Source organism: Micromonospora salmantinae (assembly GCF_022230905.1).
GTDB classification, from domain to species: domain Bacteria; phylum Actinomycetota; class Actinomycetes; order Mycobacteriales; family Micromonosporaceae; genus Micromonospora; species Micromonospora salmantinae.
On the sequence record NZ_JAKKFG010000004.1, the window covers coordinates 375,540 to 400,864 of the forward strand.

The 25,325-nt window shown below is 66.4% G+C and carries 20 protein-coding genes and 2 pseudogenes; 10 read left to right on the forward strand and 12 right to left on the reverse strand.

Going from position 1 to position 25,325, the window contains the following annotated elements; translation table 11 throughout:
* Window positions 1-234: 234 nt before the first annotated feature.
* Window positions 235-762, forward strand: coding sequence for a hypothetical protein (locus tag PSH03_RS04135; protein ID WP_210786764.1), 528 nt, complete (start codon window positions 235-237; stop codon window positions 760-762).
* Between the two features lie 128 nt (window positions 763-890).
* Here PSH03_RS04135 and PSH03_RS04140 read toward each other — a convergent pair whose 3' ends face one another.
* Both PSH03_RS04140 and PSH03_RS04145 read right to left on the reverse strand, forming a co-directional pair.
* Window positions 891-1,196 carry a DUF7677 family protein gene (locus PSH03_RS04140; protein ID WP_441005690.1) on the reverse strand — a complete coding sequence of 102 codons (306 nt, stop codon included), beginning with the start codon at window positions 1,194-1,196 and terminating at the stop codon, window positions 891-893.
* 868 nt (window positions 1,197-2,064) lie between these two features.
* The gene (locus PSH03_RS04145) at window positions 2,065-2,892 is read right to left on the reverse strand and encodes a hypothetical protein (RefSeq protein ID WP_238688307.1); all 828 of its coding nucleotides are present in this window, start codon (window positions 2,890-2,892) and stop codon (window positions 2,065-2,067) included.
* A gap of 39 nt (window positions 2,893-2,931) precedes the next feature.
* On the opposite strand from PSH03_RS04145, the gene PSH03_RS04150 reads away from it, so the two are divergent.
* A complete protein-coding gene (locus PSH03_RS04150) occupies window positions 2,932-3,558 on the forward strand; it encodes a TetR/AcrR family transcriptional regulator (protein WP_210786759.1) in 627 nt (208 codons plus the stop codon).
* A gap of 242 nt (window positions 3,559-3,800) precedes the next feature.
* Here the strand turns inward: PSH03_RS04150 and PSH03_RS04155 are convergent, their stop codons facing one another.
* Window positions 3,801-4,256 (reverse strand): anthrone oxygenase family protein, encoded by a 456-nt coding sequence (locus PSH03_RS04155; protein ID WP_238688308.1) that lies wholly within the window; start codon window positions 4,254-4,256, stop codon window positions 3,801-3,803.
* Between the two features lie 194 nt (window positions 4,257-4,450).
* Here PSH03_RS04155 and PSH03_RS04160 point away from each other — a divergent pair, with 194 nt between their 5' ends.
* Both PSH03_RS04160 and PSH03_RS04165 read left to right on the forward strand, forming a co-directional pair.
* Entirely contained in the window at window positions 4,451-5,071 is a 621-nt protein-coding gene (locus PSH03_RS04160) for a TetR/AcrR family transcriptional regulator (protein WP_238688309.1), read from the forward strand.
* Between the two features lie 454 nt (window positions 5,072-5,525).
* Window positions 5,526-5,888: a VOC family protein gene (locus tag PSH03_RS04165; protein ID WP_238688310.1), complete on the forward strand. Its 363-nt coding sequence runs from the start codon at window positions 5,526-5,528 to the stop codon at window positions 5,886-5,888.
* A 224-nt stretch (window positions 5,889-6,112) separates the two neighbouring features.
* Here PSH03_RS04165 and PSH03_RS04170 read toward each other — a convergent pair.
* Window positions 6,113-6,487: pseudogene (locus PSH03_RS04170) on the reverse strand (VOC family protein).
* Between PSH03_RS04170 and PSH03_RS04175 the strand changes: the two are divergent.
* The gene (locus PSH03_RS04175) at window positions 6,449-6,634 is read left to right on the forward strand and encodes a hypothetical protein (RefSeq protein ID WP_210786753.1); all 186 of its coding nucleotides are present in this window, start codon (window positions 6,449-6,451) and stop codon (window positions 6,632-6,634) included. The pseudogene PSH03_RS04170 and the gene PSH03_RS04175 sit on opposite strands and share 39 nt — an antisense overlap.
* A 269-nt stretch (window positions 6,635-6,903) precedes the next feature.
* Here the strand turns inward: PSH03_RS04175 and PSH03_RS04180 are convergent, their stop codons facing one another.
* Window positions 6,904-7,353, reverse strand: coding sequence for a hypothetical protein (locus PSH03_RS04180; protein ID WP_210786751.1), 450 nt, complete (start codon window positions 7,351-7,353; stop codon window positions 6,904-6,906).
* Between the two features lie 716 nt (window positions 7,354-8,069).
* Between PSH03_RS04180 and PSH03_RS04185 the strand changes: the two genes are divergently transcribed.
* Window positions 8,070-8,750, forward strand: coding sequence for an SDR family oxidoreductase (locus PSH03_RS04185; RefSeq protein ID WP_210786748.1), 681 nt, complete (start codon window positions 8,070-8,072; stop codon window positions 8,748-8,750).
* A 205-nt stretch (window positions 8,751-8,955) separates the two neighbouring features.
* Here PSH03_RS04185 and PSH03_RS04190 read toward each other — a convergent pair whose 3' ends face one another.
* Window positions 8,956-10,284, reverse strand: a complete 1,329-nt coding sequence (locus PSH03_RS04190) for an IS256 family transposase (RefSeq protein ID WP_238688311.1) — start codon at window positions 10,282-10,284, stop codon at window positions 8,956-8,958.
* Between the two features lie 94 nt (window positions 10,285-10,378).
* On the opposite strand from PSH03_RS04190, the gene PSH03_RS04195 reads away from it, so the two are divergent.
* Together PSH03_RS04195 and PSH03_RS04200 are read left to right on the forward strand one after the other, a co-directional pair.
* Window positions 10,379-10,885, forward strand: a complete 507-nt coding sequence (locus tag PSH03_RS04195) for a nuclear transport factor 2 family protein (protein WP_238688312.1) — start codon at window positions 10,379-10,381, stop codon at window positions 10,883-10,885.
* Window positions 10,886-10,941: 56 nt separating this feature from the next.
* Entirely contained in the window at window positions 10,942-11,331 is a 390-nt protein-coding gene (locus tag PSH03_RS04200) for a EutQ-related cupin domain-containing protein (protein WP_210786744.1), read from the forward strand.
* 665 nt (window positions 11,332-11,996) lie between these two features.
* Here PSH03_RS04200 and PSH03_RS04205 read toward each other — a convergent pair.
* Both PSH03_RS04205 and PSH03_RS04215 read right to left on the reverse strand, forming a co-directional pair.
* Window positions 11,997-14,123: an amylo-alpha-1,6-glucosidase gene (locus tag PSH03_RS04205; RefSeq protein ID WP_210786742.1), complete on the reverse strand. Its 2,127-nt coding sequence runs from the start codon at window positions 14,121-14,123 to the stop codon at window positions 11,997-11,999.
* Between the two features lie 2,121 nt (window positions 14,124-16,244).
* Complete coding sequence (locus tag PSH03_RS04215) at window positions 16,245-16,406, reverse strand: hypothetical protein (protein WP_238684360.1); 162 nt, start codon at window positions 16,404-16,406, stop codon at window positions 16,245-16,247.
* Window positions 16,407-16,564: 158 nt separating this feature from the next.
* Between PSH03_RS04215 and PSH03_RS04220 the strand changes: the two genes are divergently transcribed.
* Window positions 16,565-17,329, forward strand: coding sequence for an ATP-grasp domain-containing protein (locus tag PSH03_RS04220; RefSeq protein WP_238688314.1), 765 nt, complete (start codon window positions 16,565-16,567; stop codon window positions 17,327-17,329).
* Window positions 17,330-17,362: 33 nt separating this feature from the next.
* On the opposite strand, the gene PSH03_RS04225 is transcribed toward PSH03_RS04220, so the two are convergent.
* Together PSH03_RS04225 and PSH03_RS04230 are read right to left on the reverse strand one after the other, a co-directional pair.
* A complete protein-coding gene (locus PSH03_RS04225) occupies window positions 17,363-17,545 on the reverse strand; it encodes a hypothetical protein (protein ID WP_238688315.1) in 183 nt (60 codons plus the stop codon).
* Between the two features lie 56 nt (window positions 17,546-17,601).
* A complete protein-coding gene (locus tag PSH03_RS04230; protein WP_238688316.1) occupies window positions 17,602-18,099 on the reverse strand; it encodes a hypothetical protein in 498 nt (165 codons plus the stop codon).
* A gap of 150 nt (window positions 18,100-18,249) precedes the next feature.
* Here PSH03_RS04230 and PSH03_RS32975 point away from each other — a divergent pair.
* Window positions 18,250-18,622, forward strand: a pseudogene (locus PSH03_RS32975) (transposase); the annotation flags it as partial.
* A 6-nt stretch (window positions 18,623-18,628) separates the two neighbouring features.
* Here PSH03_RS32975 and PSH03_RS04240 read toward each other — a convergent pair.
* Entirely contained in the window at window positions 18,629-20,635 is a 2,007-nt protein-coding gene (locus PSH03_RS04240) for a carbohydrate binding domain-containing protein (RefSeq protein WP_238688318.1), read from the reverse strand.
* 97 nt (window positions 20,636-20,732) lie between these two features.
* A complete protein-coding gene (locus tag PSH03_RS32645; protein ID WP_308194346.1) occupies window positions 20,733-25,145 on the reverse strand; it encodes an FG-GAP-like repeat-containing protein in 4,413 nt (1,470 codons plus the stop codon).
* Between the last annotated feature and the right edge of the window lie 180 nt (window positions 25,146-25,325).

Consider the following 25,325-nt stretch of genomic DNA (forward strand, 5'->3'; position numbering starts at 1 on the left):
ACCTGCGGCGGGCGCCTCAAACAGCTTGCTGGAGCTTGGCGTTGCGGGTGAGCTTGCTGGAGTCCGCCGTAGTTCCGTCATTCGAGACACCGATCCCACAGGCAGTGCCCTGACCAGGACCTTCAAGCTGGAGACCTCTTCGGCGCGCCCGAAGGCGTCAGCGTTGGCGCCTCGCGGCGGCAGCAGATCGGTGTCCGCACATGCCGATGAGGCGCGCGCCGTATCGTGCTGGACATGATCGAGACCGCTGCGCCGAGGACGCGCAACCGGAGTGGCACGGCCGCACTCGTGCTTGGGTGCATCAGCCTGCTCCTGTCGCTGATCGCGTGCGGTGTGGCGGGGCTGTCTGTCGACAGCAATGACATAGACCTGCTCCCGGTACAGTCCAAGCCAGAGGTCGCCAGCGCGGCCCAGGTGGAAGCCGTCGCTCACGTGACCCTGCCGCCCGGCAGCGTGCTGCTCACCGCCGGGTACAGCAACGGCTTGGAAACCCAGCTCTCGGCGAAGGTCCGCATGCCGCGCACCGAACTCGACGCCTTCGTCGCCGCGGCGAATTTCACAACGGCTCTCGCGCCGGGGCTTCGGGCAGTCGACGCCAAGCACAACGTCGGTGGTGGCAACCTGTGGGACCCCGAAACCGCCAAGACCATCTCCGGCCTCGACGAGGAGCAACCCACGGCAGAGGGCACACGTCGAGCGCTCCTGGTCAACCTGGACGCACCCGATGCAGTCACCGTGTACCTGTACGCCAGCCGCGGCTGAACCCCGCAGGCATCCGCTTCTGCCGCGAGTAGCGCGCTGCCCGGCGTGACGCTCATCTTCGTCCGAATGATCCGCGTACGAGACGCATTGGGTACGCAGGGGACGAATCCCCTCAGAGCGCGCGATGCCTAGGGCGGCAGATCGAGCTCCCAACCGGCGAATGGAGGATCCACCTTGTAGCTGTCGTCGCAGCAGCGACGGATCCACTGGGCGGCTCGATACTCGGCATCGCCGTAGTTAGTCACCTCGCCGGACTCGTTGACGTCCAGAACGTTGGCAAAGATGGCGAATACCTGCTCTAGCCCCGATCCGTGCGCCATGACGACTGGTCGGTAGTCGAAGTCCTCGAGCAAGTCCATGACGAGAGTGTCATTCGCCAGGTAGAAGGCGAAGAAGCGAAACGATGCCCGAACGTCCTCGGGTAGGTGTGCCATAACGCAATCATCGCTCGAGACGCCAGACCGGGGCGGGCCTGCGCACTCCTCTGCCGCTGACAGGCGCGGTGATCGTGAGCGTGCTACCGGATCGGCGGATGCGGCTGCGAGAGCCAGCGCTGGCGCCAACCGAAGCACTGGGCCGGCAGCTCACGATCGGTCGGCGGGTCGGCGGGTCGGCGGTCCGATGCGGGCCCAGTTTGGGGGGAGCCGGTTGGGAGCAGCGGGCTGCCCTCAACGGCCGTGAACTGCGTCCAACGGCGTCGAACGGCGCTCAACGGCACCCACCCCTGCCTGCGGCTTCACGTTGCCGCAGGTCAGAGTCGGTGCGGCGTCCTGTTTCCCGCGGAGTGCTCTGCGGTTCTGGACTGCGATCGACAAGTTTCTATGTCGACTGGCAGGGGAGTGTGCGCAGGTCAAGGAGGTAAGGAGTCGTTGGTTGGCCTGGCCTTGCAGCTGGGAGCAGATTGGGTGCAGGTTGGCGAAGTGGTCTCCGCGACCGAAGTGCTCACCGATGCGGGGCGGAGACGAGGGGCTTTGACCTGCGGTGATGGATGTCGAGCGGTGCGGCGTGACCTCCCAGTGGATACCGAATTGGTCAGGGCTGATGCTCGCAGCATGGCTTGTGTCCCCGGGTGACAGGTCGTGGCCGTCGCGGCGACAGGTCTGCACATGGTCGACGCCGATCGCGCGGTACCGCCAGCGTCGGACCCATCGTCGGTCCCGTTAGCTGAGACGCCGATCCGATGCGGTAGCCGGTGACCAGCGCATTCTCTGTGGTGACCTCTTCGATGGACCCCGAAGGAGTCAGCGTTGGCATTCTTTGCAGAGGCGGGGGCGGTGTCCGCTCATGCCGATGAGCGGATGTCTATGCCTGCGCGCTCTCCGGCGGTTCGACGCGCTGCTGTGCTGGATGGCGACGCTGGCCGTCGGGTAGATCGGCCTGCCGATGGTCTGATCGAAATGACTCAACGGGACCGGTGCGTCGGTTATTCGGTATCGCCTGGATGGAACCGGATGTCAGGCGGATCAGGGTGATGCTGTAGGCGACGATCCACACGACCCAGATCAGCCAGCCGACAAGGCCGAGGAGACCGACCGTACCGGGGTCGTCGATGACCAGAGGGCTCAGCACGGCCGAGCCGAACTGGAGTGCGGCGGCCAGCAGGCCGATCCCGCCGTGCCAGCGGCGGATCAGGCCGGCGCGTCGGCCGCTGATGGACAGGCCGGTCATTGCCAGTGCCAGGAAGGTGCCGTTGAAGACGAACAGCGCGTTGTGCAGTGCCCAGAGTCCGGCGATCGTGCTGCTGTCCTGCGCGGTCGTTGACGCGAGCGCGAGCCGGGTGGCCATCACGCCGGTGAAGGTGACGTTCTGCATGATCACCCCGGCGAACCCGACCAGGGACCAGGCTGTGCCGTGCTCGCGGTCGGTTCGCCACAGCACGGAGACCGCGCCGGCGCCGAACAGGGTGGCCAGCGCCCAGGCGATCGGTGCGAGTGCTGAGGCGAGGCCGACGGTGTCCTGTTGGGTGGTGAAGAACTGGACAACGTCGTTGGTCTCTGCGCCGGTATGGGGCAGGCCGGCTGGCACCAGGAAGGCGTTGGTGGAGGCGATCAGGATGGCGAAGCCGAGTCCGGCGAGTCCGGCGATCCGCGAGAACGTCCAGGTGATTCCGACGCTGAGTTTACGCGACATATATTCAATATAAGGTCCGGAAACCGAAGGGGGCAAGTGATGACCGCCGAGACAGGCAGGCGCAGGTACGAGTCACTGCGCCGGGCGGCGCAAGCGGCAGAGACCAGGGGTGAGATCGCCAGCGCCGCCCGTCGACTGTTCCTCTCCCGCGGCTGGGCGGCGACCACGGTACGTGACGTGGCACGGGAGGCCGGGGTCTCGGTGCCGACCGTCTACGCGGTGTACGGGAACAAGACCGGGCTGATCCAAGCGCTGGCCGACGCAGCCGACATCGCCGCGAATCCATCGCAGTCGCTCGCCGAACTGGAAGGGGCAGAGAACGATCCGGTGCGGCAACTCGCGGCGATGGCCGGCTACGACCGGCGCCTCTTCGAGCGCGCCGGTGACATCATCGCGCTCGTGCGCGAGGCGGGCCGCACCGAGCCCGCACTGGCGACCGCCTACCGCGACGGCCGTCAGCGGGGGGACGAGACCAGGATCCAGGTGTTCTCGTCGTGGCCGGGCGGCGTTCTCCGGGAAGGATTGGACATACGGTCGGCCGTCGATATCTATGCGGCGATCTGCAACATCGACGTCTACACCACACTGACTGGCGAACGCGGCTGGCAGCCCGATCAAGTCGAACGCTGGTGGACCGAGGCCCTGGCCCGCGAACTCCTGACCTGACGTGTCATGAGGCGCCTCATGACAGGCCGTCCTGGTACGGAAGATTACGAGGTAGACGACGACCACGAAGGCCACGCCACCTCGTCCCACGGGCACCGCATCCAAAGCCAGGCGGGTACTGGCCGCGACTGACCGTCGGCAAGCCGGTCGCACTTGATCCGGTATCCGCTTCTGTAATCCCCTCGACCACAACGGATCCCGTCAACTCACTTCACGTGGTCAACGGGTAACCCAACACTCTCTCAGGCGACCGTGGCGACCGAGAGAGCGACGAGCAGAAAGGCCGCGAGATAGGCCCACGAACGGTATCCCTGAAACCACTCCCAGCGGTTACGGCGCTCTTGCCAGCGCTCCGGAGGGAAATCCTTGTCCCAGCGCAGTGTGGACAGGTTGATCGGCACGTTCACGACCACGGTCGTGACGATGCCCGTGGCCCAGGTCGCGGCCGCGACCCAACGCAACACCTCGGGCAACCCCGCCCCATCAGGGCGGGCCGCGTAGCTGATAGCCAGCACGAGCGAAGCCGTCATCAGCACCGGCATCACAATCCCGAAGGTACGCAGCAGACCCTGTTCGACCAGGATGTGGTCACGCGGCGCCAGACGCTTGACCACCGGATGCACAAAAGCATAGGAGCCGAACTCGGCGCACGCCGTGAACCCCAGCACCGCGACGGTGGCGAACATCAGCACGTCCATACCCGGTCCCCTCATCGTGCTGGACTGCACAGTGTCACGCCCCATCGGCGAGCTGTACCGCACCATCCGCGACGTGACACCGCGCATGAGAAGGCACGGCTGGAGCCGATCGCCGCGATCGCCGGTGCTCCCGCCGAGGTGGCCGATCGGCAGCGCATCGCAAAGATTATTGATTGATTGATAACATGTCAACTATGGGCCAGAAACGAATCTCCTCGTCCCAGCGACGCGCTTCCGTGCTCACTGCGGCGATCCGGATCTTCGGCAGCAAGGGCTTCGCCGCAACCACCACGGCAGACATCGCCCGCGGGGCCGCCGTGAGCCAGCCCTACGTGGTGTCCCTGTTCGGCAGCAAAGACGCGCTCATCCGAGCCGCGATCGAGCACGCGCTCGACAGAGTGGTCGAGGTGTTCGAACAGACGATCGACGACGACGCACCTGGCGACCTCGCACCGCGTCTCGGTGTCGCCTACCTTCAACTGTTCAAGGAGCAGGGATTGCAACTCTGCCTCGCGCACGCCTTCACCGCCGGCACCGATCCGGAGATCGGGCCACTCGCCAGAGACGGCTTCCTCCGCGTCTACCGAGTGCTCGTCAACCGCGGCCAGCTCACACCCGAACAAGCCAGTCAGACCCTCGCCGCCGGCATGATGGCCAACGTCATCCTCGGCTTACGTCTGGCCGACGACTATGACCGTGAACCCGAAATACGCGAACTCCTCTCGGCGACCTACCCGAGCAATGTCGAGCTCCTCAGGACCGTCACCGGTGCCTACGATGGCGTCGCCCCTCTACAAGGTGGGGCCGGCGTTTGATCCGCTGGTGGGTCAGGTCAACGACGGGACGATCGGATCGTTGGGCTGCAACTGCAGCGCCCGATGGGGCGCCGACCGTTGTAGTGACGCGAATGTTCATTGAGCGTCCTCACCCGGCCTGCCAAACCACGTATCCTCTTCACCGAACGGGTGCTTCCCGACAACAGATGATTTGAGTCTCGACAACCCAATCATCCCTGCCGGCAAGCCATCCGTTCCTCTCGTCGGGCAATGTTGCTTCTCTACCTGCGGATCCGGGCCTGACCCGCCGTGCAGGGGAGCAGCGCATCCGGCCATCCCGGCGCCCGGCGCTCACGCTGATCGAGTATCCGGATCTGCCGCGATCCGCGCGGCACGCAGCGTGACGGCTGGAGCTGCCGCTCGCCATTCGGAACTGCCGAGATGAGTGCGCCTCAGTAGGAGCGGGCTGCACATCGTCGCTATGGTCGGTGTCGTGGAGACACTGGGCCGACTTGCCGGAGTCACGGTCGACTGCCGGGATCCGCAGCGACTGGCTGACTTCTGGTCCGGGGTGCTTGGAGGACGCGTGACGGAGTCTCTTCCCGGCTGGCGGCGCGTCACTGTCGCCGGGGGCGGCCCGGTGCTGACATTCCAGCCGGTCCCGGAGCCCAAGGCCGGCAAGACGCGCCTACACCTCGACATCGCCGTTACCGACGTTGACGAAGCGGTCGATCGGATCGGGATGTTGGGCGGGCGGTGGACAGGTGAACGGCATGACTACCAAGAGGGCGCAGTCCTCGTCATGACCGACCCGGAGGGCAACGAGTTCTGCGTCGTGCAGTACTACCGGGTGTGATCTGGTGAGGCTTTCGACCGAGCATCCGAGACCTGCTGGTGGCGTCGTACGCACCGTCGTCGTTGCACACTGATCACAAGCGGCCGCGAGAGTGTGGAGCCGTCGGCACACTCTTCTGCCGCGATCCGCGCGGCACGCAGCGTGACGGCTGGAGCTGCCGCTCGCCATTCGGAACTGCCGAGTTGAGTGCGTCCGATCATGCTGGAGCAGGCGCGTATGCGGGGTTACCCGGCGTTGGTCCAACTGCGGCTGGACAAGACCAGGTGATATCCGTCAGGGTCTTCCACGGTCACGCCCCATCGATCCCAGTTTTTGCCTTGGGGCGACTCTCCGGCCGCCGTTCGTCTCAAGTTTGGCGACCAAGGACCCGTCTACCGGCGCAGATAGATACAGTACGAGAAGATCCTCAGTCGTGGATGAGGGTGCAACGTGCAGGCCCGGCCCGCCGACCAGTTCCAGATGCCATGAGGCATGCGGCCAACCCACCATCGCCAGGTCGTGCTCGTCGGCGGACTCGGCGGCCGCTCGATAGAGCACCTGCAATCCGAGAATCCTTGCACATGGAACCGTTCAGCCGCCGCGAGGTTGCGGCACTCCAAACAGCGCTCTCTGCCTACCTCGGCCGCTACCGCGGCGAAACCCGCCCGCACCCCGAGTCAGACCTGCGCATCCTCCTGAGCTGGTGCACCGACCACGAACTCGACCCGCTCACGGCCAATCGGGCCGACATCGAGCGGTACGTGTGATGTGACGGCCCGACTCGGCCGGCTGCCTGAGATCGCCGCGATGGGGTGTTCGCCACGGTTGAGCTGGTCGTCACGGGGGTCGCCGGGCGCTGGGGAGGCGACGCCGGGTCGGTCCATTCAGACGACCTCAGCGCCGAGGGCGGCCAGTAGCACGGTGGCGAACAGGGATCGGCCCGAGCCCGGCTAACTCCACGACGTGCAGCCTCCACGGCGGGCCGGTCCTCTCCGACATCATCCCAGTGATGGCCCGCAGGCCGGCCGTCCCGGGATCAGTTCACGTCTACAGTCACCCGCCATGGCAGCACCGGTGCGCCGCAGGGTATCTCGGGGGGGCAGACGTCCCGGTAGGAGGCCAGGCCGCCGCGGCCGGGCTGGACAGCCCGGTATGCGGCAGCGGTCGTGCCGGGCGGCGGAGGCGCCGGCAGCGGCAGGGCGACCATGACGTCGCCGCTGGCTTGGACTGGGGTCCACCAGTTGTACGGGTTGGGGTATCGCACCGGGTCTACGGCGAGCGTGACGTACAGCCGTTGCCACCGTCGCAGGCAGATGGTGCGCCCGTTGTCGGCCTGCCCGAGCTGGATCGGTCGACCGGTCGCATCGGTAGGCACGCAGCCGATCGGTGTCAGCGGGTCGGCGGGAGCCGCCGAGCTGGCCGAAGCCGGTGTGACGGCCAGCGCCGCGACGACGACCACGGCGGTGAAAAGTGTTCTCGCACGCACGAAACCTCCTCCGGTGTAGCAACCAACACATCCGCCTGAGTCTATCTTTTGACGTACGTCTCTTGAAGGACGGAAGGGCCGCGCGGCTCCTATCCGAAATGCAGGCAATGCCGTGCCCCCATCCGACGCAAGAGCGGCCGAGGTGCGCGGCTGGATTACCGGGCATCGCCGGCTCGTACGGGGCAACATGCCGGCGTCGACGTCGCGACGTCCTGGGCTCCGGGGTCCTGCTCGATGGTGAGCTGAGCGACCGGCTCGCACCCGGCCGGCATCCCTGCCCACCAGTACGCCCAGGCGGGGGTGACGTGGCTCGTGGAAGGCATCTACCCCGAGGGCGACTGGATCGACGAGCTCCAGGCGTCGATCCGTCGCGGGCCGCGCGACTGAGGAGGGAGGTTGAGGTTACGCGGCTGACCAGCGGCTCCTCGCCGCCCGGCGAGCGTGGTAGGCGTCCGGACATTCCACCGGTTTAGCTCACAAGGTCTGCCGGTTATGCTCTGGACAGGGTCAGGAAAATGTGCAGCTGTGGCAGTCGGCCGGGTCACTGAGCGAGGCGCGCGACGCTACGGCGGAAATCCGGCGAGGGCTTGAAGCGCTGGCCGGAGTCGATCCGACAGGAGGAACATGACATGAGGATTGCGGTTGCAGGGGGTACCGGTCGGCTGGGCCGGCACGTCGTTGACGTGCTGAACAAAATGGGGCACGAGGCGGTCCCGATGTCACGCGCCACCGGGGTGGACGTGGTCACCGGCGAGGGTCTCGCGCCGGCCCTGACCGGTGTGGAGTGCATCATTGACGCGGCCACCGGGCCATCGCCGGACAAGCAGCAGGCCGCCGCGTTCTTCACCGCTGCGGTGAGCAACATGCTGCGGGCCGGCGAGCAGGCCGGCGTGCGGCTGGCCGTGGTGGTGTCGATCGTCGGGGTGGACAAGCTGACCACCAGCTACGGCGCGGCCAAACGCGACCAGGAGCAGGCATGGCTGGCCGGCCCGATCCCGGTCCGGATCCTGCGCTCGGACCTGTTCCACGAGTTCGTCGAGCCGATGATGCAATGGAGCCGGCAGGATGACGTGATCTACCTACCCGCGGCGCGCAGGCAGCCGGTCGCCGCGCGGGCCGTCGCCGAGACGCTCGCCGACCTGGCCACCACCGACGAGACGCGGTCCATGGTCGAGGTTGCCGGGCCGCGGGTAGAGACCGTGGCTGACCTGGGGGCCATGCTCGCGGCCCGAAATGGTGACCCAGCCAAGGTCGAGCCCCTCAGCGACCCCGGCGACCCGGACAGCGTGCTGTACGAGTCGGGCCAGGTGCTGCCCGGCCCCGACGCCGTCATCGCCGGCCCGACGTTCGCCGAATGGCTCGAGACGGACGCTTCCCGCCCCGCCGCTGGCGGGTAGGTGGCAACGACGAAGGGACGAAAATCGATGAGCAACCTCCAAGCCATCGCTGACCGCGTCGAGATCGAGGCGCTGCGCGGCGAGTTCACGGACGCCGGGATGATGGACGACTACGATCGCCTCGCGTCACTGTTCACCCAGGACGGGCTTGTCAAGTTTTCTGTGGGTGAGGGTGTAGCCGGTTGCTTGTCTGGTCGTGGTTTGGTCAGAGGGGTAGGCGGCCGGGGAAGTGGATGGCGAGGGCGTTGAGGGCTTTCTTCCAGCCCCAGGTGCCGGTGCCGGCGTTACCGCCTCGTCGTCGGCTGATGTTGCGGATGCCGAGGTAGAGGAGTTTGAGGGCGGCGTCGTCGGTGGGGAAATGCCCTCGGGTTTTGGTGATCTTTCGGAGTTGGTAGTTGATCGACTCGATCAGGTTCGTCGTGTAGATGATCTTTCGGATGTCGGTGTCGAAGGCTAGGAACGGTACGAACTCGTTCCAGGCGCGTTGCCAGGTGGCGATGATGCCGGGGTATTGCCGGCCGTGGACGCGGGTGAACTCGGCCAGAGCGGCTTCGGCGGCGTCGGCGTTCACGGCGGTGTAGATCGGTCGTAGTGCTTTGGCGATCAGTTTCCGGTCGGTGTAGGACACGTATCGCATGCTGTTGCGCAGTAGGTGGACCACGCAGGTTTGCACGACCGCGTCGGGCCAGGTCGCGGCGATCGCGTCGGGCAGGCCGGTCAGCCCGTCGCAGCACACGATCAGCGCGTCGCGTAGGCCGCGTTGGCGCAGGTCGGTCAGCACGCGCAGCCAGAACTTGGCGCCCTCGGTCTCCTGGATCCACACGCCGAGGACGTGTTTGAACCCGTCGACGTCGACGCCGACGACCAGGTGGGCGGACTTGTTGACCACGGTGCCGGCGTCGCGGACCTTGATCCGGATCGCGTCGACATACAAGATCGGATAGACCTCATCGACGGGCCGGTTCTGCCAGGTGCGGACCTCGTCGGCCACGACATCGGTGATGTTCGCGACCGTCTCATGACTGACGTCGGTGCCGTAGATCTCGGCGAGGTGCTCGCGGATGTCGCGGGTGGACATCCCTCGGGCATACAAGCTCAGGACCGCCTCGTCCAGCTGCCCCAACCGGCGGCGGCGCTTCGGGACAATCTTCGGCTCGAACGAGGCGCCCCGGTCGCGGGGCACCTGGATCCGCACCGGTCCCGCCGTGGTGATCACCGTCTTCGGGGTGTGACCGTTGCGGTGGTTACCGGCCGAAGCGCCTTCGGGAGCATGTCCGCGTTCGTAGCCGAGGTGCTCGGCCATCTCGGTCTCCAACGCACGTTCCAACACCGCGCCGATCATCTGCTGGATCAGACCACCCGGCCCGTCCACCGCCAGCCCTCGCCGGTCAGCATCGGCCAACAACGCGTCGATCGCCTCCGGAGCGAGCAGACCCGCGGCCTTCGCCGCAGCCTCGCTATCCACGATCACCGCCGGCGGCGCAGACGACTCAACACCGTCCACCGATTCCTGAGAAACATCCATAACTGTCATGAGTGAAACCCTCCCTGAACAGGCAAGACACATCCTGCCCGCCGATCGGGCCACCCCTCACCCACAGTTCATCTGACACGCCCCCCAGGACTCGGTGTGGCGCATCCCCGCCGTCAATGTCGAGTTCGCCGGCCGCGAGCAGATCCGCGCCGGGATCGAGCGACTCAAGACGCAGCTGTGGGAGTACCTGGTACAAACCACGCACCCGGGCACTATCCAGCTCGACGGCGACAGGGCATCCGGCCGCGCCTATGTCCTGAGTTTCGGGCGCATGCGCGACGGCGGCTCACATCTGAACTACTCCGTGTATCACGACCGCTACCAACGCACTCCGGACGGCTGGAAGTTCACCGAACGCGTCGACGAGGTCCTGTACGTGGACACCACTCCGCTGGCAGGCTCGCCACCCCCCCAGAGCGCCCGCGTCCAACCACAGATGACAATCGCGGCCGACCGCCATACCGGATCCGCTTTTCCATACGCTGATGCCGCCGCCTCGCACCAGCACCACCGCACCGATCAGTGCCAGCACCCGGGCTGGGCACGCGTGGAACAGCGCAGCGATGTGGCCAGCGGATGTTTAGGCGGATCGGAACGGTAACGAGGAAACGAAAGGCTGGGTGCCTTTGCGCACCCCGGCCGAGGAAAGAGTCAACAGTGACCACCCCAATGCACACTTCGATACGGCTGTCCAGTGAAGACGTCGAGGCCTGGAGTCCTGTCGGCGACCAGGGAATCTTCGTAGCCGATCTGGTTGATCTGCCAAGGTTTCCGGCAGCAACGATGACCGTCGGGTACGCCCGCTTGGCCAAGGGCGCGTCGATGGATATCTCCTTCCCGTACGACGAGGTCCTGGTCATCACCCGCGGCACCTACACAGTCCGGTCCACGTCGGCCACCCACGTGGCACGATCCGGCCAGGTCATCTATCTGCCCGCCGGGTCAAGGCACACCGCAGTTGCTGAAGAGGACACCGAAATGGTGTACATCGCGAGCCCGCCCGAGGTCTATGCCGCACACGTCGCGGCGTCGCAGCCAACGCTGTAGCAGGGCAGTAACAGCAGCGAGCCTCGCAGGTCCGCCCGGGTGACACGAGCCTGAACACCTGTACGAATGGGTGTCAATCCTGTCCGCAGGACTTCTGGTATCTGGAAATCACACCCCCCGTAACCCGGCTCTCGACCGGACCTGCCGCTGAGCGGAGCCTCACCAACAGCGGCAGGTCCGGCCACGTCATCGCTGACGGCGATGCCCGCAGTACGGCGATGCATGCATCGCCGCCTGGGTGTTCGGCTGGCTCAACGATGAGATCCGTTCCGCAACTCGCCGCACGGGCACGTGCTGTTCGTCGCCGGGCAGCGGGTGCTGGTCCGGACTATCGCCGTACGGATTAGAGACGCCGCGGGTTTCTCTGGATAGGACCGCGTCCTCCCACGCACACCAGTCGGCCGTGGTCTTCTCCCGTACGGCGGTGTCCGGATGCTCCATGAGGCGGGCGTAGGCGGCGACGATGTCGCCGTCACCTGGCGTGCAAGGGCTCCTTCAAAGCGTTCCCACTGTTCGGGGAAGAACCGGCCGACGCCTCGGCAGAGCCAGTCGATCTCCGATCGCCCGGTCATGGTGACGCTCGCAATTACGATCTCGGATACGCACCGCAGGCGCTGTAGCGCATAGGCCAGGCCCCTGCCTGTCAATGGTGAACTGGCGGAACGTCAGCGAGCGGGACGAATTTCGCTACCTGAGTCGGTTACTTCGATGTCCCACCGCTTGCCGAAGGCGTTTGTGCCGGCTAGCAGGATCCGACCGAAGCCTTCCGGCACCGCGGGATCCAGCACGAGTTGCCCGTCGCGGGCGTCGAGGCCCAGCACCGTGCGTAGAAACAGCAGCGGGGCTCCGCTGGCCCAGGCCTGCGGGTTGCAGGCGGTCGGGTAGCGCACGGGGATCCGGCTGAACTCTCGCTCGTAGCCGGAGAAGGCCTCGGGTAGCCGGAATTCGGAACATCGGGAGGCGTCGAGCATCGCCGTGATTATGCGGTTGGCCTCGTCGCGGTATCCGTAGCGGGCCAAGCCGTGGGCGATCAGGGAGTTGTCGTGCGGCCAGACGGTGCCCATGTGGTAGCCGATCGGGTTGTAGCCGCGTTCGGCGGTAGACACGGTGCGCACGCCCCAGCCCGAGAACATCTCGTCGGACATCAAGTGCCCGGCCAGGATGGCAGCCCGGTCCTCCGGGACGATGCCGCTCCAGAGTAGGTGTCCCATGTTCGACGTCATCGAGTCGATCTTGCGCTTGTCACCGTCCAGTCCGATTGCGTAGTAGCCGCCCCGATCCTCGATCCAGAAGTCACGGTTGAACCGTGCGCGCAGGTCCTCGGCCTCGGCGCGGAGTCGCCGCGCCAGTGCGGGATCATCGAGCGGGCCGCCGTCGGCGAGTTCGGCGATCCGTAGCTTCGCGTCGTAGGTGTAGCCCTGAATCTCGCAGGTGGCGATGGGCAGCACAGGGATCGTGCCATCGCCGAACTGCACGCCGTCCCAGGAGTCGCGCCAGCACTGGTTACCGAGGCCCTGCGGCGACCGCGTCCCATACTCCACGTAGCCGTCGCCGTCGCGGTCCCCGTACTCGTCAATCCACCGTAGGGCGGCGTGGACGTTGTCACGCAGATCCCGGACGAGGTCGTCGTCCAGCGTCCACCGCCAGTACTCGGACAGCATGATGAGCCACAGTTGGGTGGCGTCGGCGGTGCCGTAGTAGGGGTCGTGGGGCTTGATGCCCAGCTGGGTCAGCTCGCCGGTCCGGACCTCATGGATGATCTTCCCGGGTTCCTCGTCCCGGAATTCGTCGACCTCGTCGCCCTGATACTTGGCGAGGGTACGTAGGGCGCCGCGGGTCAGGCGCGGGCCGAAGCAGACCGTCTGGTAGGCGGTGATCAGAGAATCGCGGCCGAACATACTGAGGAACCAGGGCAGGCCGGCGGCCGGGAAATCCATGACCTGGCCGTCAAGGTCGGTCTGGATGCGTAGCGCCACCAGGTCGTCGACGGACTTGTCGAAGGCGTCCTTGAGCACCTGGTAATCCGCCTGCACGGTCGGTGCGGCAGCGCGCCAGCGATGTGCTGGGTCGTTCCTGTCGCCGTCGAAGACCTCCTGGAACTCGCGGGCGGTCAGATACGTATCGGGAGCAGGCCCGTGGAAACACGGAATGATCAGCTCGCAGCTCCACTTCTCGCCGGGCTGCAGGCTCAGGTCCCAGACGAGTTCGTCGCCTTCCACCCGGTCGGCCGGCGGCGCGATCTGCACCTCTACGCTGGCCGCGAACGGGCCGTTCCGGTAGTCGAAGACAAGCCGTGAGCCATCCGGCGCGTGCTGCCGGACGATCTTGTCCGACCGGTCCGTGACGGTCTCCTTGATCTCGAGGATGTCCGCGAAGTCTGCCCCAACCTCTAACCGAAGCTGAAACGACACCGGCTTGTTCGAGAAGCACTGCACAAAGACGCTCTCCTGCATTCCCCGGCCGACGAGACGCTCTCGGCGCACGCCGACACTGTTCGCCCGCAGGTCCGGCAGATCGGGGTTCGTGAGGAAGAACGCGGCGGCGTACGGCTTCACCGGAGCCGACTCCAGCACCAGCAACGGGGACCCGTTCAAGGTGAGCCGCCAACAGTCGAGGAACCGGGTGTCCGCGAACACCAACCCGCCGATCGAACCGCGAGGCACGTCCCCGGTCGCCTCGGAATACATGAACGCGTTGCCCTCGAGGATCGCCACCGTGTTGGGACCCAGCTCGGGCGGTAGCTCCCGCAACACTTCGTCCTGGATGCGACGGTCAGGCATGTCCTGAGGCATCGGGTCGGCTGGTGTCGCTCTGCGGCCTGTCGTCGACACGGGACGTCTCCATTTCTGGGTGAGCGATCGAAAGGGACTGCCCTTCTGAAGCGCACAGAAGCCTTGCCCGAGGTAGAAGCACCTTCAAAGCGGGCGGCCTGAGTTACCCGATATCCCTGTTGAGAAACACCATTCGCTGATGGAACGCGAGTTCCGGCTCGCTGTCGCCGAGGCCCGGGACCGGGGGCAGACCGTGTTCTCAGCTCGCACCAACTGACCGAGATCGAGGCGGTCTGCGACCGTGTCGCGATCCTGCGGGCCGGCCGGCTCGTCGAGATCGCCATCATCGAACAACTACGGGGTCTGCATCGCGCCGAGGTGACCGTGTCGTACACCGGCGTACCCTCGCCAGGTCTTGATCTGGTCCCTGGCGTCGACGCGGTCGAGCAGGTCAGTCCCGGGCGGCTACGGTTCCCGCTCATCGGGTCGCCGGCATCGGCGTTGCGGGCGCTCGCCGCAGCCGAGGTCACCGCGTTTGGCAGGCCGCGAACCGAACCTTGAGGAGATCGTCCTCGACTACTACAGCGCTGCGGAGAGCTCGTCCTGGTACGCCTGCTCGTCGTCGGGCTCTCCGGTCGGGCCGGCGGGGGTCCGGCCATGCCGCGGGCATGTGCCTGCCCGCAGAGCACGGGTGACTGCCGAGGCCGGCACGCCGTGGCGGCGGGCTGGTTCGGCGGGGGTCTCGGGGGCTCTCGCCATCCGCCAACGGTTCACCGCGATGCCGCAGGCTCAGGCCGGTAGCACGGGCCGTCTGGCCCTGGAGATCAACCGGGACCCGGAACGAGCACGGGCAGCGATGACCAGGGAAGGGCAGGTACCAGCCGCCAGCCGCCGGTCAGCACTGTGGCGAGGGGAATCCGCCCGCGTCGGTGATGACGTGGTGCGGGAATGGTGCCCGCAGGGTGAGGTCTCTGGTGGGCGCCGTCCCTTCGCCAAGGTCCAGGGCTCGGCTGGGAACTCGACACCAGTGAACCACTTCTACCCAGTCTGAACCGGGTGACCGTAGCGTGCTAGGACGCTGTCGGGTGGCGCTGGTTTCATGGGGGTCTGCGGCTGGTGGTCTGGGCTTGCCCGCCGTGTCGGTGTGGTGGTGTCACGAGGCGGCGGGCGACCTCGTTGGCGACGGCGGCGCCGTGGTCGTGGTCGTGGCGCACGATCTCCAGGCACATGTCCAGACCGGCTGCGCTGCCGGCAGAGGTCCACACCCGGTCGTGAACGTAGAGCACCTTGGGGTCGACGCGGACACGGGGATAGCGTGCCGCGAGCTCCCCAGCGTGTATCCAGTGCTGGCGCCAACCAAACACTGGCCGGCAGCCCGCAGTTCCGCCCCCGGCGGACTCGATCGGCCGCGACCCGCGGGACCGGTGGTACGTGGGTCTGCTCATCGCGATCGCGACATCGATCGCGGCGAGCATCCTCCTGTGCGGACTACGACAGGCACTCGGCGGCTGGTACGTGCCCCACGAACCCACCAACTGAGTGCCTCAGCCCAGCCCATGATCACCATCCGTTGGGCTACGAGTGCTGAACTTTTGGATCGTAGGGATCAGCCGCGGCCGGCGACCTCTACGAGAGTCTCCGGAGCGAGGGGTTTTCCGTTGACGTCGAGTGGCGTCACCGGAACTGCCCGATCGGTCGATCGGATCACCGACGTAGAGACGAGGAACACTCCGGAGTGAACCCGGGCGCGCACAGGTGTAGGCGACCCGACCGCGACGGCCGGCCGTCGCGCCAGCAAGGGACAACTGGCCCACTAGCCCATCGAGGACCTCGCTCACGCTGGACTGGTCGCCGCCACTGCCTGCTCCGACGGCTGCCTGGTGCCGACCGGACAGCATGCTCTCGACATACCAGCCGGACGGCCCGGTCCAGAGCCGTAACGTGTGCTCGTCGTCGAGCGAGACCGTATCGGCCAGGACATAGCCAGCTGGTGGTCGCCAGTCGCGCTCAGGTACAGCAGGGTTCGGGGCGATGCTGATGACCGCCGCGACGGCCAGGCAGACGGCCGCCAGCCAGATCACGCTACGCATGTTCGAGCGGAATCCGGCGATGCCCATGATGCGATGCTCGCAGCAATCGGGGTCAGTCGGAGTGTCGGATCTTTCGCATGAGCATCGCCCACACTCCGTATCCGGAACCGACGTTGCCGGTGATCGTGCCAGCGGCCGAGCCCATAAACAGGGCGTTCGCGCAGTCCGGGCAGACTTGCCGGCCGGTGATGGTCTTCTCGAACGGCTTGCTCACGCGCCGACCACAGTCAGGGCAATCCCTGCCAGACAATCCCATTCACGCCTCCTCCAACAGGTGCTCAAGAGGATATCTCTGCGTCTTCATCGTCGAGGTCGCCGACGAGCAGCAAACCGCTGTAACTGCGACGGTGTATTCAGGCAGGATCATCGGCCGTGACACTCGTCCTGCCGCCGCGCCTGACAGCCTCGGCTCAGAGCTTGCGCGACGCCGCTCATCGACGCGGACTGCGCACCGTCCAGCTCGGCTCTTTCGAAGTACCCGCCGGGTTGCGTGCTGATCACCTTCACGCGGGACCGAGCTTCGCCGACGTCGCCGCACCGCTGCTCGGGATCGCGCCCCTGGAGGCTGAACCTGGCTGGCTGACTAGCCTTCCTCGTGAGCTCACCGGCCGCGAGATCACCTTGGTCGCCATCGGCGAGGCCTACGAACTCCGTCGACCGGCGTTCATCAAGTCGCCCAACGACAAGAACATCCCGGCGATGATCTACACCGATGGTTCCCGCCTGCCCGGCCCGGATGCTGTCGACCGGCGGACTCCAGTGCTCGTCAGCGACATCGTCGACTTCACCGCCGAGTACCGGCTACACGTGCTCGACGGTGTTGTCTACACAGGCAGCCAATACGCCGCGCATGGCCGGTTGCACCTCGGCCCTGCGTCGACCGACGCGCTAGCCTTCGGCACCGATCTCATCGCCGGATATGGGCACACGTTGCCCTCCGCCATCGTCGTAGACGTAGGACTGGTCGACGGCCACTGGGCCGTGATCGAGGCGAATGCCGCATGGGCCAGCGGCGCCTACGTGGCGGATCCAGACCTGGTCCTCGATGTCGTCCTCCGAGCGGCCAGCCCAACGGCTTCGGTGACCGCCCGCGACAGACAGTTCATCCGACGGCCTCAGCCGACCGCTACGCGTTAAGAACTCCTAACTCTTTGAGTGTTGGGGTCGGCGCTAGCAGATGATGGCGCAGGCGCAGGCGCAGGCGAGGGTGAGGAACGGTTCGCGGATGTCGTCGCGGATTTCCCAGCGGATGCCTGGACGTCGGAACGAGTGCCGCAGGTCGATGGTCTGCTCGGCAGGGTCCAGGCGCTGCTTGGCTTGTGTGTGACGGACGGGGCCTGAGGTCGTTGCCACCTGTGCTGGGACGAGAAGCGGTCGCGGCCGTACGCGGACACCGGTCGTCGTCGACGTCACCCCGGTGGCCGGGTGGCTGGGACATCGCGCGGGCAGTTGAAGGCCTCCGGCGTGATCTCGCGAGGTCCGGTGGTTTCCCTATGGACCTCGAAGCGCACGCAGATGTTGTAGTTCACCTCCTCCCCACCCAACCAGTGCTCAGATGCCTGGCCCACCATCACGACCTCGACCGTTGCCAGCAGACCCACCCCATCCTCGTCAGGGTTGTGGACCACGGAGGCGAGCCGCTCGCCCTCAGTCTGGGAGACGAGCCGGTTGAGCACCGTCTGGTTGCTCGCCCAGCCCTCTAGGTTGTGCGAGTCGGTCGCCCGTTGCCCGGTCTCGTGGGCGACCTGCTCAGCCCGCTCCATCACCTGGTCCTCGGCAACGTTGTGGGAGTTGCCGCATCCTGCGGATGACAGCACAACAAGGCAGGCCAGTAGTCCACTGATGCTTGTCGCCCCGTGGCAAGCCGAGGCGAACGGCCGGCGAGGGGTGACGATGTGTCGTGGCATGAGGCCAGAGAAGCATCGAGTTTGTTGCCGCGCATCCGTGTGCGTACTCAGCTGTCCTTTAAAGACTCCTTACGAAATGATGTTGGGCGTATCCCTGGGACGTGAGGGTCGTTTTGTCTGAACGTGAGGAGGGTTGAGCCACCGCCGTGGATCGTCTCGGACGACCTCTGGGCCGAGGTCGAACCGCTGCTGCGACCTCGACCGCCTCGCCGGCACCGGTTCCCGGGCCGCAAGCCCCTCGACGACCGCAAGGTGCTGTGCGGGATCCTGTTCGTGCTCTACACCGCGATCCCGTGGGAGTACCTACCCCAAGAACTCGGGTTCGGGTCGGGATGACCTGCTGGCGCCGGTTGCGAGACTGGAACGACGCCGACGTGTGGCAACGCCTGCACGAAGTCCTGCTCGGCAAGCTGAAAGCCGCCGACCAGCTCGACATGTCCCGGGCGGTGATCGACGGAACCCATGTCCGGGCCCTCAAGGGCGGCCCAAAACCGGTCCGAGCCCGGTCGACCGCCGCAAGCCAGAGCCTTTACCAGGTGTCCCCGGCCACGCGGATCTTGACGGCATCGAGGTGTGCGGTGCCCGTGACCGTGGGATCCGTATTGCCGACGTACACCCGCACCACCTGGGTGGCGACGCTCGGCGAGGTGAAGTCGACTGCTACCGGAGTCCAATCGGTGGTCGTGATCGGCACGTTCGCCAAAATGGTCCCGGTCGTCTCGTTGAGCACCCATACTCGACCCCCGGCCGCTCCGGCGACTTTCCCGACAAAGCTCAACGTGTACGTGGCGTTGGCCCGCCAGCCCTCCCAGCCCTGATTCACCTGCTGGGCAGCACCGCCGACCGAGCGAACGGTCAGGCCGTAGCGGCCCTCGTAGGCGTTCGCCGGGTCGCGGAAGGCGGTGCTGGCGCTCGAGCCGGCCCGGTTCCACTGCGCTGGTTGGGTGGCGTCGAAGCTCGTCGCGAGTTCGAACCCCTGGTTGACCACTTTGGAGCGGTCCCATTTCATGATCCGCGTGAGCATCAACATTTCGACCGCACCATTGTTCGGATTTTGGAACTGCTGAGTGGCGATGGGAAAGATATTCTTAGCCCACTGCGCGTACTCTAGCCACTCGACAAGGCGCCAGCTGAACGACTCGTCACCGGTACCGTTGACGAACTTCGACACTCGTGGCGTCGTCAGGGAGCCGTTCCACATCAACTGGGTCAGCGTGTTGGTAAAGCGCTGCATGTCGGTGGCGGTGAAGACGTTGCCACTCTCGTAGAGTTCGCGCGCCGCGCCGACGTCGATGTTCGCGTGTGATGTGTCCTCGACCGCCGTGCTCTGCGGCGAGTACGTCCACGTGTAGGCGTCACCGTTGAGGGTGAGTCTGCCCTTGAAGAACTGGCCGGTGCGGCGGGCCCGGTCCAGGTAGGTGGCGTCTCCGTTCACCTGATGCAGCACCAGCAGCATCTGCCCGTAGGCGAGGGACTGGTTGTACGGCAGGTAGTCGTTGGCTGGCCGAGGGCTGTGGGAGAACGAGTCGAAGTTTGGCGGCTGTGTGTACGTGCCGGCCGTCGAGATCCAGGTGTTCCCAATGTAGGGGCTGGACTCCCAGCGGGGCACGATCTCGTCTTCAAGGAACGCTCGGTATGTGGCCGCCTGCTCGGCGTAGGTCGCGGGCAGCGACGGCTGACCGTGCACGAGGCGGGCGAACTTGGCGATCGCGGTGCCGATCATCCCGTCGTGCACGATGTAGGGGAACCGGCCCTTGACGGTCACGTCGTCGAAGGACGCGCTGCCGCCGGAGATTTGATAGTCGCTGTGCCCGAGGAATAGTTGCAGGTCGTGCCCTGCCGCCGACGGCGTGCGGCATCCGGTGCTGTGGGTCGCCCAGGTCGTATTGGTGAACGCGGTCGAGCACAGGACCGTGTTGGTCGTCCGGTCGATGATGTGCGCGCGACCGCCAGCGGCCGAGCCGTTGGTCCTCGCCCGGAACGTCAGGTCGTAGACGGTGTTCGGCTCGTACGTGCCGAGCTGCTGGTAGATCCGGCGCCAGGCGGCACCGTCGGAGTTGATCTGCATGCCGTAGGCGCCGCTGGCCCGATCGGTGGTACGGCGTGCCGTGGCGCTGGTGGTCTGCCAGCGCGTCCAGTTCGCCGCCATCGTCGAATCACCCGAGGCGGCGGTCTCGAAACCGGTGTTCAGTACCTCGTCTGGCGAGTATCGGGAGGTGCTCCAGCCGAGGTAGCCGTCGTTGTCGTCATCGTCGGCGTTGGCGATGATCTGGTCGACGTGGGTCACCAGCTTGTCCAGCCACCGGGTGTCCCGGCTGAGTTCGTACACGTCCAGGTAACTGTTCAGGACGTAGCTCTCGCCCCACGCCAGGGTGGCGCTGTCCGGGCCGGTGTAGATGCTGTCACCGAACGCGGCATCCATCGCCACGTACCTGTCGTACCAACCGTTTCCGGAGGCGCTCCCCGTACCAGGGCTGACCACGGTCAACATGGCCGCCGCGACCACCGTCGCCGCGAGACTTCGAAGGATCTTCACGCGCACCGTCCTCGATCGAATTGGTGGACGCCTCCGGTCCGGATCGGGTGGCGCCGGCGGCAGTTGGCGCGCCACCCGATCCGGGTGAATCTGGAACTCAGCCGATGGCCTTGGCGCTGGTGGTGGTCCAGTGGCTCGCGATCTGGACACGGCTGGCGAGGCCGCCTGCCCCGGTGCCGGGATAGAGCCACACGTTGTTGCTGGTGTCGACGCCGACAATGTCCAACGTTCCGTCCGAGTTCATGTCGGCCATCGTCACCCGAAGATTTGACCAGCCAATTCCGATCTGGCGGGGCGTGCCGAACATTGCCAGTCCCGACTGCCCGGTGTTCGGGTAGAACCACAGTCCGCCGGAGCCGTCGATGGCGACGATGTCGTCGCGACCGTCGGAGTTGAAGTCCGCCGGGTAGATGCGGTAGTTCGTCCAGGCGGATCTCCCGACGAGGATCTTGCAGCATCCGTCCGGGTAGTAGAACAGTTCGCCGGTCGACGCCTTGATGCCGAAGTGGTCGGGGCTTCGGTCGCCGTCGGCGTGCCCGGTGGCGTGGGTGTAGCCGGCCCAACCGACGCCGATCTGGCGGCGCTGTGGATAACTCGGCGCCCCGTTGACGTTGGGATACATCCAGAGCAACCCGTCCGAGGGGATGGCGAGGACATCGGCACGACCATCGAGTGTCCAGTCCCGGATGTTCCACCGTAGGCTCGCCCAACCGCTGCCGATCTTGACGGCTGTGCCGAACGTCGACATTCCGCCGTTGCCGGTGTTCGGGTGGAGCCACAGATTTCCCGAGGAGTCCGCGGCGACGATGTCCGCTCGACCGTCCCCGTTGAGGTCGTGGGCCACCGGGTCCGGGCCCATCGTCGCCACGTCCCAGGTCTGGGTCAGCGAGACCTCCCCGTTCAGGTAGCCGCCATAGCTGCTCGATCCGGTCTTCGCGGCGCCGACGCGGAATGCGTTCGTGGTGTTCCACAGGGTGCCGTGGGAGGCCGATGCGACGTTGCGGCCGTCGACGAAGAGAAACATGCTGTGCAGGTTGCCGGCGGCGGGGCTGAAGACCGCCGTCAGCTGCGTCCAGACGCCCAGTCGCGCCGAACCCGCACTGGCGCTGGCGGTGTCCCAGATCGGGCTCGCCACGTCGCTTCGTGACATGGCGAAGCGCCATGACTGGTCGCTCGAATCAGCCCAGAGCTTGAAGCCGGCGGTGTTCGTGCCGTCCTGAGAGACGACCGTGCCGCCGTGGGATTTGAGCTTCACCCACGTGGAGACGGTGAAGGCGGCGTTGGTGGGCACGGCCGAGGTGTTGGTGGCGAGGGTGCCGCTGGTGCCGTCGAGGGCCACGTCCGGGTCGAACAGGTCGCCGGTGCTCCACGTGGCGCCGGGGGTGCCGGTGGCGTGCAGCGTGCCGGCGGTGTCCCTGGCCGTGCCGACCGTCCCGGTGGCGGAGTCGTTCAGCTGCCAGGCGTGGTCGGCGGTGATGATGGTGAGGCTGGGTTGGGCGGTGATGGCACCACTTGCGCCGGTGAGGTCGCTGACGCGCCACTCGGTGGTCTGGCCGCCATTGGTCGTGACCCAGAGATCGGGTGTGCCGTCGGTGTCGATGTCGGCTGCCCGGAGGTCGATGTCGGCACCGGTGTTCCAGCCGTCGGCTCGCAGTCTTTGGGCGTCGTAGGTGAGCTGGCCGGTGTTCTCGTCGAAGGCGAGTGCGGTCCACAGGTGCAGGGCCCCGGTGGTGCGTTCCCAGAGGAACATCGCGCTGCCGGTGGCGGTCCGGGTGGTGGCGATCCGCCAGTTGTGCCAGTTGGTGTCACCGGCGGGTGTCAGGGCGGTGGTGGGTTGGTTGAGGAGGTAGCCGCCCGGCACACCCAGGTTGGGGTGGTAGGCCAGGTGGTAGCCGTGTTCGGTGCTGCCGGTGATGCCCATCAGGTCGGGCAGTGTGGAGCCGGTCGCGCGGCTGTCGCCGGCATTGACCAACTGCTGGGGTGAGTTGCCGTTCTCGTCGCGGAGCTGATCGGCGACGATGCTCTGCTGGACGCCACTGCGGAGGGCTTCGATCACGGAACCGTCCCCGTTGCCGCGCAGGATGCTGGCCCCGCCGGTGTGTGGACCGCTGCGGTAGTAGACCAGGACGTCCTCGAAGCCTTCGCCGAAGAAACGACCGGTGACGGCCTGGGCGCCGTTGAAGTCCGCCGGGCTGTTGCTGCCAGGGTCCTCGGGGTTGGTGGAGCCGGAGACCCCGTTGCCACGGGCACCGATGTTGGTGGCCACGACGTTGCCCTGCCGGTGGCCTCCGGGAGCGAGCCACAGCCCGGACGGCAGTGCGTACCGGCCGCCCACCGCGAGCAGGTCGGGGGAGTCGTCACCGGTCAGGTCGCCCTCGGCGGCGTTGGCGGCCGGAGTCGAATTGAACGTGACGCTGGCGGTGTCGCCGAAGTTGCCGCCGGCGGACACGCTGGTCACCGAGAGGGTGTTGACGAAGCGGGTGGGTGCCACGGTGATCGTGGCGTTGCCGGCGGCGTCGGCGGTCACGTCGACCGGTGGGCCGGCGTTCACCTGGTAGACGTAGCCCTTCGGCACGGTGGTCCCTGGCGCGGGTGTGACGTCGAAGGTCCATGGCTGGCCGACTACCGTCTCCCCGTCGTTCGGCTGGCTGACCGTCGGTGACCCAGGCCGCGACGGGTCGTAGGTGAAGGTGCAGGTGGCCGACCAGTCACTGGGGCTGCGGAAGTCGGTCGCCTGCACCTTCCAGGAGAAGTTGGTGGCGGCACCGCCGCCGGCGGTACGCAATGTGGCCACCGGAACGACAAGCACCGCCGTGCTTCCGGACGGATAGGTCAGCAGGCTGGGATTGGACGCGGCCAGGGCCGTCTCGGTGGTGTCGCTGCTCTTCCACAGCTTGAACGAGACACCCAGCGTGCCGCCGTTGGGATCGGACACCGGCGCGTACAGCGAGACGCCGCTGTCGCCGACGAAGGAGCCTCCGGCGCAGGCCGTCTTTGGGGAGGTGGTTAGGTTCGTGGGCTTGTTGGGTGTGTGGTTGTAGAGGATGGTGAGGGTGGGGCTGGTCTCGTCGAATTCCTTCCAGCTCCGGGTGTCGGAAGCCTCGCTCGCGGCGACCATCCAGAGGGTGCGGGTCGCTCGTTTGTCTGTGACATCGCTGCGGATCTTGCTGGTGATGTCGAAGGAGACGGCATTGGTCGCACAGCCGGCGTAGCCGTAGGCGAAGCTCTTCGAGGCGATGGCGGAGCCCTTACTGACGCCTTCCCAATAACTCCACCTGGCGTTCGAGGAGGTCAGTGTGGTGCTGGGTCCGTAGATGTTGACGGTCTTGTCGTCACAGTTCCACGATCGGGTATTAGTGATCTTGAAATTGGCGGAGCTGATCTCGGCACTCTGGAGAGTGCCATGGGGTACGGGAAAGTTGATCAGCGTGTTGGAGCGTTGGACCCCGGAGTTGCCGACCTGCATTCGACCGAGGGGGTCGGGAGTGTTCTTCCAGTAGTTGGTGGACTGATGGTAGTAGGAGAGGGTCGCCCAGCCGGACATCCGTGGGCCGACCGGCGTCCAGACGAAGGTGGGGTCGATGTAGACCGGGAACACGGTCTCCTTCGACGTCAACATGTTGCGGTCGGGACTGAGCGCGAGTGCGCCACCGGTGATCGCAACGCCGATCGGGGCGGTCCGTGCGGCGCGGCTCGGGGCGGTGATGTCCGACTTGGCCTGCCCCTGAGCGGCGGTGGGTTCGGCGGCACGGCTGGCGGTGGAGTCCCACATGCTCGGTGCGGCCGCGGTGAGAACGGCGGCGCCCGTACGGTCCCGGCCGGTGATGTTTCCGGCCCGGTCGGAGGTGAGGGTGACGCCCGTGGTGGTGGTGGCCAGGTTCAGGGCTGCAAGCTGCGGGTGTGCGGCGGCCTGCCGGGTCTTCACGACGAACACGTGGGAGAAACCACCTTCGGTGGTGACCCGCACGGTCAGGTCAACCCCGGGCAACACCTCCCGATAGATCGCGGTCGGACCATCCAGGGTTGGGGCCGGTAGCGACATCGGCGCGGTGAAGGCCACGGCCCGATCGCCGCTGGTCAACTCCGCCATGGGGCCGGTCCCGCCGGGGGACAGGCGGATCGTGTTCGTGGTGACCGAAGGGATGATGCTTCCGTCGGTCTGCCGGACCAGGGTCGCGTCCAATCCCTTCCAGACGCCGTCGACCCGTTTGCGCGTCGGCACTGCTGACTGCGTCAACTCCAGCAGCCCATCCGGGCGGGCAGTGAGGGTGGACGTCGGGGTGCCCGCGGCTGTCGCCTCCACCGGCCTGCCGGTCCGCTTCGCCGTATCGATCGCGGCGTCCGCGTCGAGTGGGCCGGTGGGCCGCGACGTGGGAGCGGGCGGCGGTGCGGCGGCGGCCGACGAGCCCGATATCGGCAGGCTGGCGATCAGGACGGCGCTGACGGTGACACCGATGGCTCCGCTGCGGAGCGAGTGTGTTCTGGACCGGACGTGAGACGTGGACAGCACGGTACCTCCCCCATGTGATGCCACCGGTCCACGGATTCCGCGTCGGCTGGCGGCCACAGTGAAGCAAATTAATACGCAGGCGGGGAGCCCCTAGGCGCATTGTTTGGCCGTGATTTGTTCTCATTAAGGTTGAATTGTGACTGATTTGAGTCAACCATGCGTCTCATCGATGTCTTGCCG